The 14,721-nt window shown below is 67.1% G+C and carries 13 protein-coding genes and 1 riboswitch; of the genes, 8 read left to right on the top strand and 5 right to left on the bottom strand.

The window, feature by feature from the left end; genetic code table 11:
- Positions 1 to 11 precede the first annotated feature (11 nt).
- Complete coding sequence (locus tag AABA86_RS15805) at positions 12 to 1,700, top strand: ShlB/FhaC/HecB family hemolysin secretion/activation protein (RefSeq protein ID WP_338307465.1); 1,689 nt, start codon at positions 12 to 14, stop codon at positions 1,698 to 1,700.
- A gap of 184 nt (positions 1,701 to 1,884) precedes the next feature.
- Here the strand turns inward: AABA86_RS15805 and bluB are convergent, their stop codons facing one another.
- Genes bluB through cobU form a run of 3 tightly spaced genes read right to left on the bottom strand, consistent with a single transcriptional unit; the run spans position 1,885 to position 3,804 of the window.
- Entirely contained in the window at positions 1,885 to 2,517 is a 633-nt protein-coding gene (gene bluB / locus AABA86_RS15800; RefSeq protein ID WP_338307464.1) for a 5,6-dimethylbenzimidazole synthase, read from the bottom strand.
- A 4-nt stretch (positions 2,518 to 2,521) separates the two neighbouring features.
- On the bottom strand, positions 2,522 to 3,304 hold the full coding sequence (gene cobS, locus AABA86_RS15795; RefSeq protein WP_338307463.1) for an adenosylcobinamide-GDP ribazoletransferase: 783 nt from the start codon (positions 3,302 to 3,304) through the stop codon (positions 2,522 to 2,524).
- Positions 3,301 to 3,804: a bifunctional adenosylcobinamide kinase/adenosylcobinamide-phosphate guanylyltransferase gene (gene cobU, locus AABA86_RS15790; protein WP_338307462.1), complete on the bottom strand. Its 504-nt coding sequence runs from the start codon at positions 3,802 to 3,804 to the stop codon at positions 3,301 to 3,303. The genes cobS and cobU overlap by 4 nt, the downstream gene beginning before the upstream one ends.
- Positions 3,805 to 3,925: 121 nt before the next feature.
- On the opposite strand from cobU, the gene cbiB reads away from it, so the two are divergent.
- Both cbiB and cobD read left to right on the top strand, forming a co-directional pair.
- Positions 3,926 to 4,867, top strand: coding sequence for an adenosylcobinamide-phosphate synthase CbiB (gene cbiB, locus AABA86_RS15785; RefSeq protein ID WP_338307461.1), 942 nt, complete (start codon positions 3,926 to 3,928; stop codon positions 4,865 to 4,867).
- 11 nt (positions 4,868 to 4,878) lie between these two features.
- Positions 4,879 to 5,844 carry a threonine-phosphate decarboxylase CobD gene (cobD, locus tag AABA86_RS15780; RefSeq protein WP_338307460.1) on the top strand — a complete coding sequence of 322 codons (966 nt, stop codon included), beginning with the start codon at positions 4,879 to 4,881 and terminating at the stop codon, positions 5,842 to 5,844.
- Here the strand turns inward: cobD and AABA86_RS15775 are convergent.
- Together AABA86_RS15775 and cobO are read right to left on the bottom strand one after the other, a co-directional pair.
- Positions 5,833 to 7,281, bottom strand: a complete 1,449-nt coding sequence (locus tag AABA86_RS15775) for a cobyric acid synthase (protein WP_338307459.1) — start codon at positions 7,279 to 7,281, stop codon at positions 5,833 to 5,835. The two genes, cobD and AABA86_RS15775, sit on opposite strands and share 12 nt — an antisense overlap.
- A 5-nt stretch (positions 7,282 to 7,286) precedes the next feature.
- Entirely contained in the window at positions 7,287 to 7,922 is a 636-nt protein-coding gene (gene cobO / locus AABA86_RS15770) for a cob(I)yrinic acid a,c-diamide adenosyltransferase (RefSeq protein ID WP_028142439.1), read from the bottom strand.
- A 40-nt stretch (positions 7,923 to 7,962) separates the two neighbouring features.
- A riboswitch (cobalamin riboswitch) is annotated at positions 7,963 to 8,182 on the top strand.
- A gap of 94 nt (positions 8,183 to 8,276) precedes the next feature.
- Between cobO and AABA86_RS15765 the strand changes: the two genes are divergently transcribed.
- From AABA86_RS15765 to AABA86_RS15745, 5 genes are read left to right on the top strand one after another with little or no spacing between them, the layout of a single operon-like run.
- Positions 8,277 to 8,651: a DUF1636 family protein gene (locus tag AABA86_RS15765; RefSeq protein WP_018315957.1), complete on the top strand. Its 375-nt coding sequence runs from the start codon at positions 8,277 to 8,279 to the stop codon at positions 8,649 to 8,651.
- The gene (gene cobW, locus AABA86_RS15760) at positions 8,648 to 9,682 is read left to right on the top strand and encodes a cobalamin biosynthesis protein CobW (RefSeq protein ID WP_338307458.1); all 1,035 of its coding nucleotides are present in this window, start codon (positions 8,648 to 8,650) and stop codon (positions 9,680 to 9,682) included. The genes AABA86_RS15765 and cobW overlap by 4 nt, the downstream gene beginning before the upstream one ends.
- Positions 9,682 to 12,930, top strand: coding sequence for a cobaltochelatase subunit CobN (cobN, locus tag AABA86_RS15755; protein ID WP_338307457.1), 3,249 nt, complete (start codon positions 9,682 to 9,684; stop codon positions 12,928 to 12,930). Before cobW ends, cobN begins: the two co-directional genes overlap by 1 nt.
- Positions 12,927 to 14,090 carry a precorrin-3B synthase gene (cobG, locus tag AABA86_RS15750; RefSeq protein ID WP_338307456.1) on the top strand — a complete coding sequence of 388 codons (1,164 nt, stop codon included), beginning with the start codon at positions 12,927 to 12,929 and terminating at the stop codon, positions 14,088 to 14,090. Before cobN ends, cobG begins: the two co-directional genes overlap by 4 nt.
- Positions 14,090 to 14,719, top strand: a complete 630-nt coding sequence (locus AABA86_RS15745; protein ID WP_338307455.1) for a precorrin-8X methylmutase — start codon at positions 14,090 to 14,092, stop codon at positions 14,717 to 14,719. Before cobG ends, AABA86_RS15745 begins: the two co-directional genes overlap by 1 nt.
- Positions 14,720 to 14,721 lie beyond the last annotated feature (2 nt).

The raw sequence follows: 14,721 nt of genomic DNA, 5'->3' as shown, positions 1-14,721 counted from the left end.
TTGGATTCGGGATGCGGATTCTGGGAGCATCGTTGGGGATCGGGCTTGCAGCTTGCTGCATCGTCTGTGCGCGCGCCCAGTCGATCAATCCCGGCGTGATCCAGAACGACGTCGACCGGCAGCGGCGGCAGCTCGAGCAGCAGAGCGCCCCGCCCAAGCTCACCGGGCCGGCGGTGATCGGTGGCGAGCGGGAAAAATCCCAGCTCCTGAAGCCGGGCGGGCCGAAGTTTCGCCTGCGCAAGATCACGTTCGACGAGTCCAAGTTCATCACGCCGGCGGAGCTGGATGAGATCGCGAAGAAATATGTCGGCAAGAACGTCGACATCGCCTCGCTGCTGCAGCTCGTTGCCGACATCAATGCCGTCTATGCCGCGCGCGGCATCGTCACGGGCATCGCGACGCTGCCCGAGCAGGACGCCAAGGGCGGCGTCGTCCGCGTCAAGCTGACCGAAGGACGGCTGCAGAAGACGACGGTCGAGGGCAACAAGCAGACCCGCACCGATTACATCCTCGATCGCGTGAAGGAGCCCGAAGGCGAGGTCCTCGACGTTCCAAAACTCAATCGTGACGTGATCTGGTTCAACCGGACCAACGACGTGCAGATCAAGGCCCTGCTGCAGCCCGGCACGAGCTTCGGCCTGACCGACCTGCAGTTCGCGGTGATCGAGCCGCCGGTCGACACCTTGCAGCTCTTCACAGACAACCAGGGTTCCGAGAACACCGGGCGCTGGGAGGGCGGGGCCTTCTACAAGCGTCATGGCCTGTTCGGCGTCGACGACCGCCTGACCTTCTACGGCGTCCGCTCCGACGGCAATCTCAACGGCAATGTCGCCTACAGCATCCCGGTCAATCCCTGGGGCGGCCGCGCCGGCGTCAGCTATACCGAGGGCAAGATCAAGATCGTCCAGGGACCGTTCGTCGCGCTCGATGTCACCGGCCGATCGAGCCAGGCCGCGGTCAATTTCAGCCAGCCGGTCTGGGTGACCCAGGATTGGCTGGTGCTGCTCAACGCGGCCTTGACTGAGGGCAAGACCGTCAGCCGCTTTGCCACGGTCGCCGTCACCGACGACCACTACGACAAGACCACGGCCGGAATCTCGGTGACCAAGTCCGGCAACACCTATTCGATCACGGTCTCGCCGGCAGTGAACTACGTCGCGTGGCATGACTATGTGCTCGGCAACAACCGCGCGTTCAACACCTACACCGGCTCGCTGATCGCCACCAGCGCCGCAGGGCCCCAGAACTTCAGCGCCAATGTGCTGGCAAGCTGGCAGTACACGCAGGAGAAGCTGCTGCCGGGCGATCAGATCTTCTCGATCGGCGGCCCCACCACCGTACGCGGTTATCCCTCCAATGCGGCCTCCGGCGACAGCGGCTATTATCTCAACGCCGAGCTGCACTACAACTGGTCGCAATGGCTGAGGGGTTTCGACACCTACATCTTCACCGACTGGGGTGCGGTGTATTCGACCTTCCCCGGCGTCACCGAAATGGCCTCGGTCGGCGTCGGCTTCTCCTGGACCTATGCGTCGTTCATGACCTTCGAGGCGAATTATGCGACGCCACTGAAGATGGCGGTCTCGACCCAGAACCACTACGAGGCCTATGGCCGCGTCATCTTCAGGCCGCTGCTGATGTTCCAGAAGCAGGAAAGCCCCGCGCCTGTGGCGGCGGTGGCCGGCAGGAGCAGGTCGTAGCGGGGGGCTGCGCCGCTCTCTCTCCGCCTGCGTCACGTCTCTCCGCCGTCATTGCGAGGAGCCCTTGCGACGAAGCGATCCAGACTCTTTCTGCGGAAGGATTCTGGATTGCTTCGCTGCGCTCGCAATGACGAAGGATGGATCGATTGCTGGTATCTGATTGGCGAGCTTGGGGCGCGATTCGCTAACGCCGCAACGTAAATTCGTCCGCGCCGCGCCGGCGCTCCCATTTTGCCTGCTCCAGCTCGGGCTGGTCGCATTCGACTTCCGGATAGCCGATGCAGAGATAGGCGATGAACTTCCAGGTATCAGGCACGGCCAGAACGGCGTGGATACGATCCGGATTGAGGATCGAGACCCAGCCGATGCCGATGCTTTCGGCGCGTGCGGCGAGCCACATCGCGGTGATGGCGGCGACCACGGAATACTCGGTCGTCTCCGGCATGGTCGCGCGGCCAAGGCCGTGGCCGATGTCGCTGGCCTTGTCGGCGAAGACGGCAAGGTGGCCGGGGGCCTGTTCGAGGCCCGACAGTTTCAGCGTGGCGTAGCGGGCCGCACGTTCACCGGAATAGCAATTCAGTGCGTCGGCGTTGCACGCCGTGAAATCATCGATGATGGCGCGACGTCGTGCAGCATCATCGACGGTGACGAAGCGCCAGGGTTGGCTGAGGCCGACCGAGGGCGACAGGCAGGCGGTCTCGATCAGGCGATCGATGGCGCCGGCGGGCAGCGGGTCGGCTCGAAAGCGGCGGACGTCGCGGCGCCACACGAACAGCTCGCGCAAGTGCTGACGGAAAGTGTCGTCGAACTCGACCATGAGGTCAGCCTCCCATCCGGAAGGATGCGGCCACCAGCAGAACGAGGATCTCGCCGATCTGCTCGAAGGCACCGAGGATGTCGCCGGTCTGCCCGCCGATCTGGCGCACGGCAAGCCGCGCCAGCAACAGGCCGGCGAGCGACAGCACGATCAGACCGACCAGCGCCTTGCCCGGCCCCAACGCGAGAGCGAGCGCGAGCGTTCCAAGTGCGAAGGCGATGGCGACGCTGCGGCCCGGCGGCGATCCCGCGCTTGCCGACAGCCCGTCAGGCCGCGCTGGCGGTACCAGTGACATGAAGGCCGGCACGCCCGCGCGGGCGGCGGCGTGCGCGGCGCAAAGCGCAAATGCCACCAGCAAGGGATCGGCGATCGCCGCGAGTGCGCTCCAGCGCAGGCCAAACGACAGGATCAACGCGCAGACGCCATAGGTCCCGATCCGGCTGTCGCGCATGATCTCGAGCTTGCGCTCGCGCGTACGGCCGCCGCCGAGCCCATCGGCGGTATCGGCGAGACCGTCTTCGTGCAGCGCGCCGGTGATGAGGGCAGTAATCGCGAGTGCAAGCAAGGCAGCAATGTTCGGCGTCAGTCCGAAGCGGATCGCGACCTTGTAGACGAAGGCGCCGGCAAGGCCGACCAGCAGTCCCGCGACGGGAAGCGCCCAGGTCGCGCGCGCGACGGCGCCGTCAGCCGCGGGCTTCGACGAGGCCACCGGGAGGATCGTCACGAACGATACCGCCATCCTGAGATCGGCGACGATGTCTTTCAGAAGCTCGGCGCGCGGCATCATTTCAATTTCATTGGAAGGCCGGCGACGACGAACTCGACCTCGTCGGCAGCGGCCGCGATGATCTGGTTCATGATCCCGGCGGCGTCGCGAAAGCTGCGCGCCAGCGCGTTGTCGGGCACGATGCCGAGACCGACTTCGTTGGTGACGAGGACGACGGGGCTTTTGAGGCGGGGCAGGGTGCCGGCGAGCTCGCTCACCTCGCGCTCCCAATCACGCTGTGCATGCATCAGGTTGGAGAGCCACAGCGTCAGGCAATCCACCAGCCTTGCGCCGCCGCCATCGGTCGCGACCAGTGTGGGCACAAGATCGAGCGGCACCTCGCGCTCCATCCAGGCGGTTCCGCGGCGAGCGCGATGTTTTGCGATCCGCGTCTCCATCTCGATGTCGAGCGCCTCGGCCGTCGCGACATAGACGGGCTGCCCGGGGAAGGCGCGCGTGCGCATTTCCGCACGCTTGCTCTTGCCCGATCGCGCTCCGCCCGTGATCAAGATGACGGCCATGAAGGTCTCCTGTGGGCCTGACTAATCACCAAACGCGGCCAAAGACAAAGCCGAAATCAGGCCGCCGGGGGCTTGCGCTTGCCCCTCGCTTTGCGCAACAGGGGCGGGACAGGAGGCGAATGTGGGCTTTGCGGGCGCGATGGTGGTGGCGATGGCGGTGGATGCCCTGCTGGGCTGGCCGTCGCCTCTGTTCGCGCGGATCGGGCATCCCGTGACCTGGCTGGGCCGGCTGATCGGTGCCATCGACACCGCCTGGAATCGTTCGTCCGATCGGCCGGCCGTTCGCCGCGGCGCGGGCATTGCTGGCGCGCTTCTCGTGATCGCGCTCTCCGTCGCGTTCGGTTGGACGCTTCAGTCCTTGCTGCCCCTGGGCTGGATCCAGGTCGTGCTGATTGGCATCCTGGCCTGGCCCTTGGTCGCGCTGCGCTCGCTATATGATCACGTCGGCGCGGTCGCGAATCCTCTGATGGCCGGTGACATCGCCGGCGCGCGCGAGGCGGTCTCGCGCATCGTTGGCCGCGATCCCGCAGCGCTCGACGAAGCCGGCATCGCGCGCGCGGCGATCGAGAGCCTCGCCGAGAATGCGTCCGATGGCATCGTGGCGCCGGTATTCTGGGGCGCGCTGTTCGGCCTGCCGGGCATCCTCGGCTACAAGGCGATCAACACGCTGGATTCGATGATCGGCCATCGCAGCGAGCGACATGAAGCCTTCGGCTGGGCGGCTGCACGCATCGACGATGTCGCCAACTTCATTCCGGCGCGGCTGACCGGATTCTTGTTCGTGCTGCTGGCACCGCGGAGATCGGACGCGCTGTTGTGCATGACGCGCGATGCACGCCGTCACCGCTCACCCAATGCCGGCTGGCCGGAAGCGGCGATGGCGGGCGGGCTTGGGGTGCGGCTCAGCGGCCCCCGCATCTATCACGGCGGCGCGACCAACGAGCCCTGGCTCAACGAAGGCGCGCGCGATCCGCGCGCCGCTGATATCGCCGAGGCACTGACGGTCTACCGCCGCGCCATGCTGCTGCTCGCCGGCCTGCTTGCGATCCTCAGCTTCGCGTGAAAGAACGAGACATGCGCGAGCACGGTGGAAATCTGGATCTGGCACAGCAGCGTTTCGGCGGACGCGCGGAGGACTGGATCGATCTGTCGACAGGGATCAACCGGCTGCCTTATCCCGTGGGCAAGATCGATGCGCACTATTGGAATGCGCTGCCCTCGCAATCCGACATCAGCGCCCTGCATCAAGCCGCACAGCACGCCTATCGCACCAGCGCACCGATCGTGGCGATGGGCGGCGCGCAGGCTGCCATTCAATTGCTGCCGCAGCTGGTACCAACCGGCCGCGCCCGCATCCTCGGACCGACCTATAATGAGTATGCAGGGGTTCTGTCGGCTGCAGGCTGGGATGTCCAGCAGGCCAGCGAGCTCGACGCGCTGGCAGGCGCGGATCTCGCCGTGGTCGTCAATCCCAACAACCCCGGCGGACAGCATCATGCTCCGAAGGATCTGCTCGCATTGCTGCCGCGCGTCGGCCGCCTCGTCATCGACGAGAGCTTTGTCGATGCCGTTCCGCAACTGTCGCTTGCATCGGAGGCCGATCGGCCGGGACTGCTGATCCTGCGCTCGTTCGGAAAGTTTTATGGGCTTGCCGGCCTGCGGCTCGGGTTCGCGATCGGCAATGCGGCCGACATTGGCAAGCTTGCGTCGATGTCGGGTCCATGGCCGGTCTCGGGAGCGGCGATCGCGATCGGCTGTCGCGCGTTGGGTGACGACGCCTGGGCCGAGGCCACGTCAGCGCGACTAGCCCGGGACTGTGTTCGCCTCGATGCCATAGCGCTAGCGCAAGGCTGGATGCTGCTTGGGGGGACGCCGCTGTTTCGCCTCTACGAGACACCCGACGCGCTCGCCGCGCAAGAGAGATTGGCACAAAGCCAGATCTGGTCGCGCGTCTTCGCGCAGAGGCCGACATGGCTGCGCCTCGGGCTTCCGGGCAGCGAAGCCGAATGGACGCGCGTCTCGGAAGCTCTAGCGCGCTAGCGCAAGCAGGTCTTCCACGTCGAGATGCTCTTCGATGTGGTCGGCGAGCGCATCGAGCGCACTCTCGACCCTGGCTTGATAGGGCTCTTCACCTGCGGGAATGTCGAGCTTGGCCAGATACGCCTTGCGGAAATCATCCGACGTGAACAGGCCGTGCAGATAGCTGCCCTGCACGCGGCCATCGCGCGAGATCGCGCCTTCGGGCTCGCCGTCCAGTGTCGCGAACGGACGTGCACGATCGGGCCCATCGGTCCGGCCGATGTGGATTTCGTACGCCTCGATCGGCTGATCCGTGGCGGCATGCACAGCCGTAACTCGCGTCAGCGTCTTCTGCGGGCTCATCACCGTTTCCACATCCAGCAGCCCAAGGCCTGCCGTGTCGCCTGCGGGGCCTTCGATGCCTTCGGGATCGGCGACGCTGCGGCCGAGCATCTGATAGCCGCCGCAGAGGCCGAGCACATGGCCACCCCTGCGGTGATGCGCGAGCAGATCGATGTCCCAGCCTTGCGCGCGCAGGAAGGCGAGATCGCCGCGGGTCGATTTTGAGCCGGGAATGATGACGAGACGCGCGTCCCCTGGGATGGCTTCGCCGGGGCGCACCATCACGAGATCGACGCCCGCCTCGAGCTTGAGCGGATCGAGATCGTCGAAATTGGCGATCCGCGACAGCGCCAGGCAGGCGATCTTGCACTGGCCCGGCTTGCGCGCGTCGCTCAGGCCCAGCGCGTCCTCAGCCGGCAGCTCGCCGGCGCGGGCGAACCAGGGCAGCACGCCAAGGCCGCGCCATGCGGTCTTTTGCTCGATCAGCCTGTAGCCGTCATCGAACAGGGTGGGATCGCCGCGGAACTTGTTGATGACGAAACCCCGGATCATCGCGGCGTCGTCGGGGTCGATCACCGTCTTGATGCCGACCAGCTGGGCGATGACGCCGCCGCGGTCGATGTCGCCGATCAGCACGACCGGCACGTCGGCCCTGCGCGCAAAGCCCATATTGGCGATATCGGATTTGCGCAAATTGACCTCGGCCGGACTGCCGGCGCCTTCGACCAGCACCAGATCGGCGCGCGCCTTCAGCCGCTCAAAGCTCTCCAGCACCGCGCCCATCAGCGAGGGCTTCATCGCGGCATAGTCACGCGCGCGCGCAGTCGCGATGCGCTTTCCGTGGACGATCACCTGCGCGCCGACATCGGTCTCGGGCTTCAGCAGCACGGGGTTCATGTCGGTGTGCGGTTCGACACCGGCGGCGAGCGCCTGCAGCGCCTGGGCACGGCCGATCTCGCCGCCGTCGACGGTGACGGCTGCGTTGTTCGACATGTTCTGCGGCTTGAACGGCAGCACGCGCAGGCCGCGCCGCGTGAAGGCACGCGCAAGGCCTGCGACGATGAGCGACTTGCCCACGTCCGAGCCGGCCCCCTGGATCATCAACGCGCGTGCCATCGAACTCAGAACTCGACGCCGGCCTGCGCCTTGATGCCGGAGCGGAACGGATGTTTCACCAGCGTCATCTCGGTGACGAGATCGGCGATCTCGATCAGCTCGTCCTTGGCGTTGCGCCCGGTGAGGACGACATGCGTCATCGGCGGCTTCGAGGTGGTCAGAAACTCGACGACCTCCGCGATGTCGAGATAGTCGTAGCGCAGCGCGATGTTGATCTCGTCGAGCACGACCATGCGCAAGCTCTCATCGAGGATCAGCTCCTTGGCCTTCTCCCAGCCGGCGCGCGCGGCGGCGATGTCGCGGGCGCGGTCCTGCGTCTCCCAGGTAAAACCTTCACCCATGGCGTGGAACTGGCAGAGGTCGCCGAAATGGCCGGTGAGCAGGCGTCGCTCGCCGGTATCCCAGGCGCCCTTGATGAACTGCACGACCGCACAGGGGAAGCCATGGGCGACGCAGCGGACGATCATGCCGAAGGCCGAGGAGGACTTGCCCTTGCCGGCGCCGGTGTGGACGATGATGAGGCCCTTTTCGCCGCTCTTGGTCGCCATGATCTTGTCGCGGGCGGCCTTCTTCTTCGCCATTTTCGTGGCGTGGCGGGCGTCGGTTTCCTCGGCCGTTTTCGTATCCGGTTCAGGCGTCATCGGTCCCGGTCCTTCGGCTTGACAAGTGGCGGCCACCGGCAAATGGTGGCCCGGCGTTGGTTCCTGTCCTATGACAGGCGAAGAGGGAATGCGATAGGGTCCGAATCGGCAAGATTTGGGTCCAAACTGCAGCCGCCCCCGCGACCGTGACCGGAGAGATGCCCGAAGCCACTGATTCCCGCGGGAATCGGGAAGGCGGGGATCGAAGGGGATAACCCTGCTCCGCAAGCCGGGAGACCTGCCAGCGCGGACGAGTTTTGGACCGGCGGACGGGGTGTTCCGCGACGGGGAAACGGGCCTTCTGAAGAATGGTCCGTGTGCCTCATCGCCTCCCGCTGTTATCTGGAAGAGGCGATGACCGTCACACTTCACGTCTGCATCACCTGCCGCGCCGGCGAGACGCCTGGCGAGGGCGAGGCGACGCCCGGCAAGCGCCTGCATGGGGCGATCCTCGACGCCGGCGTGCCCGAGGGCGTCAATGTGGTTCCCGTCGAATGCCTGTCGGCCTGCAATCAGGGCTGCTCGGTCGCGCTCAGCGCGCCCGGCCGCTGGTCGTATGTCTATGGCCGCCTGTCGGATGCGAATGCGCAGGACGTGGTCGCGGGCGCGGCGGCCTATGCGGCGGCGCCGGATGGTCTCGTGCCCTGGCGCAGCCGGCCGGAAATATTCCGCAAGCAATCGCTTGCCCGCATTCCCCCCATTGCCGTCGTGCCGGAGGCCGCCGAATGAACCCGCTCGCAAAAGTCCCTGTGACGGTGGTCACCGGTTTTCTCGGCTCCGGCAAGACGACGCTGATCCAGCATCTGCTCAGCAATGCCGGCGGCAAGAAGCTCGCGGTGCTCGTGAACGAGTTCGGCAGTGAGGGCGTCGACGGCGAGATCCTGAGATCCTGTGCCGACGCCAATTGCCCGGAAGAGAACATCGTCGAGCTCGCCAATGGCTGCATCTGCTGCACGGTTGCCGACGATTTCATTCCGACCATGGAAAAACTGCTGGCGCGGCCCGTGCGGCCCGATCATATCCTGATCGAGACCTCGGGCCTGGCGCTGCCCAAGCCCCTGCTGAAGGCGTTCGACTGGCCGGAGATCCGCTCGCGCATCACCGTCGACGGTGTGATCGCACTTGCCGATGCCGAGGCTGTGGCGGCCGGCCGCTTCGCGCCCGATCCGGCTGCGGTGGAAGCGCAGCGTGCGGCGGACGAAAATCTCGATCACGAGACGCCGTTGTCGGAGGTGTTCGAAGATCAGATCGCCTGCGCCGATATCGTGCTGCTGACCAAGGCCGATCTCGCGGGGGCGGCGGGACTCGAAGCGGCCAAGGCGGCGATTATTGCCGAGATGCCGCGCCGCGTGCCGATGCTCCCCGTGACCGACGGTGCGATCGATGCGCGCGTCATCCTCGGTCTTGGCGCTGCCGCCGAGAACGATCTTGCCGCGCGTCCCTCGCATCATGACGGCGAGGAGGATCACGAGCACGACGATTTCGCTTCGGTCGTGATCGATCTTCCTGAAGTCGCCGACGTCGATGCGCTGGTCGCATCGGTGCAAAAGCTGGCGCGCGAGCAGAATGTGCTGCGCGCCAAGGGCTATATCGCGGTCGCGGGCAAACCGATGCGGCTGCTGCTGCAGGCCGTCGGCGAGCGCGTGCGCCACCAGTTCGACAAGCCCTGGGGCGCTGGGCTCAGGCAGTCAAAGCTCGTCGTGATCGGCGAGCACGGCGATATCGACGAGGCCGCGATCAGGTCAGGACTTGGTATCTGATGCACGTCGTTTTCCGCGAGAGCCGCGGTCTCGAGGAGACCGCGACGCCAAGGGATATCGGCCAGGACCCGGCCGATCTCGTGGTGCTCTCGTATTCGGATTCCGATCTTGCGGCGTTCGCGGCCGGCTGGCGGCGCGGTCGCGCCAGCCTGCCGACGCTGCGGCTCGCCAATCTTGCGGAGCTGCGTCATCCGCTCTCGGTCGACACCTATATCGAGCGCACGCTGTCGCAGGCGCGCGGCATTCTGGTGCGGCTGATCGGCGGGGAGTCCTACTGGCCGTATGGGCTTGCGGCCCTGCAACAGTTCGCGAAGGACCGTGGCATTGTGCTGGCCGTGCTGCCGGCCGACGGTCGCGACGACACGCGGCTGGATGCTTACTCGACCTTGCCGGTCTCGACGCTGCGCCGGCTCAAGGTGCTCTGCGACACCGGCGGGCCGGTGGCGGCGCAGGCTGCGATCGCGCAGCTCGCTTTGGCCTCGGGCCTCTATGCCGGGCCTGTTATAGGCGAGACGACCGTGCCCGAGATGGGGTTCTACGATCCCGCGCGTGGTGTGATTGCTGCGCCGGCGCATGGCGAGGGGAGGCCGCGCGCACTTGTAACGTTCTATCGCTCGTATCTCACCGCCGCGGACACGGGCCCGGTCGATGCCCTGATCGCAGCGCTGCGCGAGCGCGGCTTTGATGCCTGCGGCGTGTTCGTGACTTCGCTGAAGGCCGCGGGCGTCGCGGATTGGTTGCGCGCGTATCTCGCGCAAAATCCGGCGGCTGCGATCGTCAACGCGACGGCGTTCTCGGCCATGGGCGACGACGGCACCACACCATTCGACGCCGCATCGTGCCCGGTGTTCCAGGTCGCGCTCTCGACGGCCCGGCACGAGGACTGGACGGAGTCGCTGCGCGGCCTCTCGCCCGGCGACCTTGCGATGCATGTGGTGCTGCCCGAGGTCGATGGCCGCCTGTTCGCGGGTGTCGTGAGCTTCAAGTCGGCAGGGCTGCGCGATCCCGATCTGCAATTCTCGCATCTGGCGCACCGGCCCGACGAGAAGCGCGTGACGGCCGTCGCCGCGCGCGTCGCGGCCTGGCGGCGACTGGCGGCGACGCCGGCCGGCGAGAAGCGGCTGGCGCTCGTGCTCTCGAACTATCCGGGCCGTCCGCATCAGATCGCGCATGCGGTCGGTCTCGATGCGCTGGCCTCGGTCGAGGCGCTGGTGTCGGATCTCGCGGAGGCCGGCTTCGATGTTGCGCCGGTCCACACCCTTGGCGAGACGCTGCTCAAGCGGCAACTGACCTGGGACGTTGCCGATTACCGCGCGGCGCTTTCGCGCCTGCCGCAAGTCTTGCAGGATGATCTCGCGCAAGCCTGGGGCGCGCCGGAGGATGATCCGAGCTGCCAGGACGGCGCGTTTCAATTCGCGGCCGTCGCTTGCGGCAAGTCGATCATCGCGGTTCAGCCGGAACGCGGCGATGCGACCACGCGCGATACCGATTATCACGATCTCGCCCGCACGCCGCGCCACGGCTACGTCGCGTTCTATCTCTGGCTCCGGGAGCAGGGCATCGATGCCGTCGTGCACATGGGCGCGCATGGCACGCTGGAATGGCTGCCCGGCAAATCCGTGGCGCTGTCCCCAGCCTGCTGGCCGGAAGCCCTGATCGGCAATCTCCCCGTCATCTATCCCTTCATCGTCAACGATCCCGGCGAGGCCGCGCAGGCGAAACGGCGCATTGGCGCCGTCACCATCGGCCATCTGCCGCCGCCGCTCGCCGCATCCGCGGTGCCGGAAGGCCTGCGCCGGCTCGAACAGCTCCTCGACGAATATTCGACCGCCGATGGTCTCGATCCCGCGCGCCGCCAGCGGCTGATTGCCGCGATCCGCGACGAGGCGCGCGTGGCAGGCCTCGAAGGCGATCTTGGTCTCGATGCATCGGCTGCACCGGCCGAAGCCATTCCGCGGATCGATCGCTTCGTCTGCGACCTCAAGGAAAGCCAGTTCGGCGACGGCCTGCACGTGTTCGGCTGCGGCGCCTGCGGCGAGGCTGAGCGGGATGCGCTTCGTGCCGCACTTGCCGGCAAGCGCGTTGCGCCGGGACCGTCGGGCTCGCCCTATCGCGGCCGTCAGGACGTGCTGCCGACCGGGCGCAATCTCTTTGCGGTCGATCCGCGCGCCGTGCCGACGCCGTCGGCACATGCGCAGGGCATAAAACTCGCCGAAGAACTGCTGCGTCGTCACTTGCAGGATCACGGTGACTGGCCGAAAGGCCTCGTGGTCGATCTCTGGGGCTCGGCGACGATGCGCACCGCCGGCGAGGAGTTCGCCATGGCGCTGCATCTGGCCGGTCTTGCGCCGCGCTGGGATCACGCCTCCGGCCGTGTCACCGGTTACGACATCATCGCGCCGGCCGAACTCGGCCGCCCCCGCATCGACGTCACGCTGCGCGTGTCGGGCCTGTTTCGCGACGTCTTCCCAGGCCTTGCGCAATTGTTCGAGGCCGCCTCCGAAGCGCTTGCGGCGCGCGAGGACGAGGGCGACGAGAATCCGTACCGCCACCGCGCCTCCCGCGTGTTCGCGCCGCGTCCCGGACAATACGGCGTGGGCCTATCCGCGATCCCCGATGCCTTCACGCCCGAGACGCGCGATGCCGCCGGTGAAGCCTGGCTGGCGGCATCGTCCTGGGCGTTCTCGGCCGGCGGCGAGATGCAGCCGAATCGCGCCGGCATCGAAGAGCGCCTTGCTTCGGCCGATGCCTTTGTCCATCTCCAGGACTTGCCGGAAACCGATCTCTTGCTCGCCGCCGACTATGCCGCGCATGAAGCCGGCGTTGCGGCGGCCGCGGCGCATCTCGGCGCGGCAGGGCCGGCGCTCTATCATCTGGACACGACGCGTCCCGAGCAGCCGCATGCGCGCACCCTGACCGAGGAAATCGCGCGCGTCGTCCGTGCGCGCGCGGCCAATCCGGCGTGGATCGCCGGAATGATGCGCCACGGTTTTCGCGGCGCGGCCGAGATCACGGCGACGCTGGAGCACATGGCCGCTTTCGCTCATCTCGCCGGCGCCGTGCCGCCGCATCTGTTCGATCTCTATTACGATGCAACGCTCGGCAATGACGACGTCCGCGCTTTCATGGCGCGTGAAAATCCGTCCGCGCTCGCCGCGATGGAAACCTGTTTTGCGCGCCTGCACGATGCGGCGCTATGGCAAACGCGCCGCAATTCGATTGCCGCGGCGCTGCGGGAGGCCTCATGAGCGCGGCCACGGTCAAGGGCTGGTGTCCCGGCGCGCTGCGCCCGATGCTCTCGGGCGACGGGCTCGTGGTGCGCGTGCGTCCGTTCGGTGGACGGCTTGAAGCACCGCAAATCTCCGGACTTGCCGAACTCGCCGGGCAACACGGCAATGGTCTGATCGACGTGACGAGCCGCGCCAATCTGCAGATCAGGGGCGTCAGTGAAGAAGGCCATCGGCCGTTGATCGACGGCCTTGCACGATTGGCGCTGCTCGATCCGGATCCGGCTACGGAAGCCCGTCGCAACATCCTCGTCACGCCGTTCTGGCGCGCTGGCGACGCGACACAATCGCTTGCCGCCGAGCTCGAAGAAGCGCTCGAGGATAATTCGCTCGCGCTTCCAACGAAATTCGGCTTCGCCATCGATGACGGAAAGTCGCGCGTGCTCGCCGGCGATTCCGCCGACATACGGATCGAGCGCGATCGCACAGGCCATCTCCTGGTGCGGGCCGATGGCGCAAAGCTTGGCCGCTCCGTCGCACGCGGGGAGGCCGTGAGCACGGCGCTCGCGCTCGCGAGCTGGTTCCTGGTCTCCGGCGGCGCGACGGGCGGGCGAGGGCGCATGGCGGCCCACATCGCGTCCGGCGCGGCATTGCCTCAATCGCTGCGCGGCGAGACCGAGCCTGCGCCCGTGATGGCCGCGTCGCGGCCCGGGCACTATCCGCAAGGCGCGATGGTCGGCGTTGCGTTCGGGCAGATGCTCCACACGACGCTGCATCAGTTCGCCGGCTGCGGACATGCGCTGCGCATGACGCCCTGGCGGATGGTGCTGAGCGAGGGCAAGCGCGAGATGCCGAGCGCCCCGGGCCTGATCACCGAGCCCTTTGATCCCGCGCTGCGCGTCATCGCCTGCAGCGGCGCGCCGCGCTGCCGCGAAGCCCATGCTGATACGCGTGCGCTCGCAGCAGCGCTCGCCCCGCGCATCGCCGCCGATGCGCGGCTCCACGTCTCCGGCTGCGGCAAGGGCTGTGCCCATTCCGGCACGGCCGCGGTCACGCTGGTGGCGACCCGCGCCGGCTTCGATCTCGTCCGTGACGGCTCGATCCGCGACGAGCCGGTGCTGCGCGACCTGAACGGCGCCGACATCGTCAGCGATCCCTCCATCCTTGTGGGAGGGAACTGATGCCGCACACTTACGAAACCGATGGGGCGGCGATCTACCGGCAGTCCTTTGCGACCATCCGCGCCGAGGCCGATCTTGCGCGCTTTTCGCCCGACGAGGAGCAGATCGTGGTGCGGATGATCCATGCCGCCGGCATGGTCGGGCTGGAGGCGCATATCCGCTTCACTCAGGGCATGGCGATCGCCGCGCGCGCCGCTCTGCAACGAGGCGCGCCGATCCTGTGCGACGCGCGCATGGTCTCGGAGGGCATTACGCGCGCGAGGCTTCCCGCGGCCAATGCCGTCATCTGCACGCTTGGCGACGAGACCGTGCCTGCACTCGCGCAATCCATGCGCAACACCCGCTCGGCCGCGGCGCTGGAGCTGTGGCGGCCGCATCTCGAAGGCGCCATCGTTGCGATCGGCAATGCGCCGACAGCGCTGTTTCACCTCCTCAACATGCTCGAGAACCGCGATTGCCCGCGGCCCGCTGCGATCATCGGCTGCCCGGTTGGCTTCGTCGGTGCAGCCGAGTCCAAGGCGGCGCTGATGGACGATCCGCCAGTGCCGGCGCTGACCGTCGAGGGCCGCCTCGGCGGCTCCGCGATCACGGTTGCCGCCGTGAATGCGCTGGCGAGCCGGAGCGAATAGCG

Origin of the sequence: Bradyrhizobium sp. TM233 (assembly GCF_036247965.1) — a bacterium.
GTDB classification, from domain to species: domain Bacteria; phylum Pseudomonadota; class Alphaproteobacteria; order Rhizobiales; family Xanthobacteraceae; genus Bradyrhizobium; species Bradyrhizobium ottawaense.
Note: the sequence above shows the minus strand (reverse complement) of the source record. Positions and strands in the feature narration are given on the sequence as shown.

What these genes read in the sequence shown, in the direction of transcription:
- AABA86_RS15805 (WP_338307465.1), top strand. Translation starts at nt 12, where the DNA reads ATGCGGATTCTGGGAGCATCGTTGGGGATCGGGCTTGCAGCTTGCTGC.
- bluB (WP_338307464.1), bottom strand. Translation starts at nt 2,517, where the DNA reads ATGGTCGAGTTCGACGACACTTTCCGTCAGCACTTGCGCGAGCTGTTC.
- cobS (WP_338307463.1), bottom strand. Translation starts at nt 3,304, where the DNA reads ATGATGCCGCGCGCCGAGCTTCTGAAAGACATCGTCGCCGATCTCAGG.
- cobU (WP_338307462.1), bottom strand. Translation starts at nt 3,804, where the DNA reads ATGGCCGTCATCTTGATCACGGGCGGAGCGCGATCGGGCAAGAGCAAG.
- cobD (WP_338307460.1), top strand. Translation starts at nt 4,879, where the DNA reads ATGCGCGAGCACGGTGGAAATCTGGATCTGGCACAGCAGCGTTTCGGC.
- AABA86_RS15775 (WP_338307459.1), bottom strand. Translation starts at nt 7,281, where the DNA reads ATGGCACGCGCGTTGATGATCCAGGGGGCCGGCTCGGACGTGGGCAAG.
- cobO (WP_028142439.1), bottom strand. Translation starts at nt 7,922, where the DNA reads ATGACGCCTGAACCGGATACGAAAACGGCCGAGGAAACCGACGCCCGC.
- AABA86_RS15765 (WP_018315957.1), top strand. Translation starts at nt 8,277, where the DNA reads ATGACCGTCACACTTCACGTCTGCATCACCTGCCGCGCCGGCGAGACG.
- cobW (WP_338307458.1), top strand. Translation starts at nt 8,648, where the DNA reads ATGAACCCGCTCGCAAAAGTCCCTGTGACGGTGGTCACCGGTTTTCTC.
- cobN (WP_338307457.1), top strand. Translation starts at nt 9,682, where the DNA reads ATGCACGTCGTTTTCCGCGAGAGCCGCGGTCTCGAGGAGACCGCGACG.
- cobG (WP_338307456.1), top strand. Translation starts at nt 12,927, where the DNA reads ATGAGCGCGGCCACGGTCAAGGGCTGGTGTCCCGGCGCGCTGCGCCCG.
- AABA86_RS15745 (WP_338307455.1), top strand. Translation starts at nt 14,090, where the DNA reads ATGCCGCACACTTACGAAACCGATGGGGCGGCGATCTACCGGCAGTCC.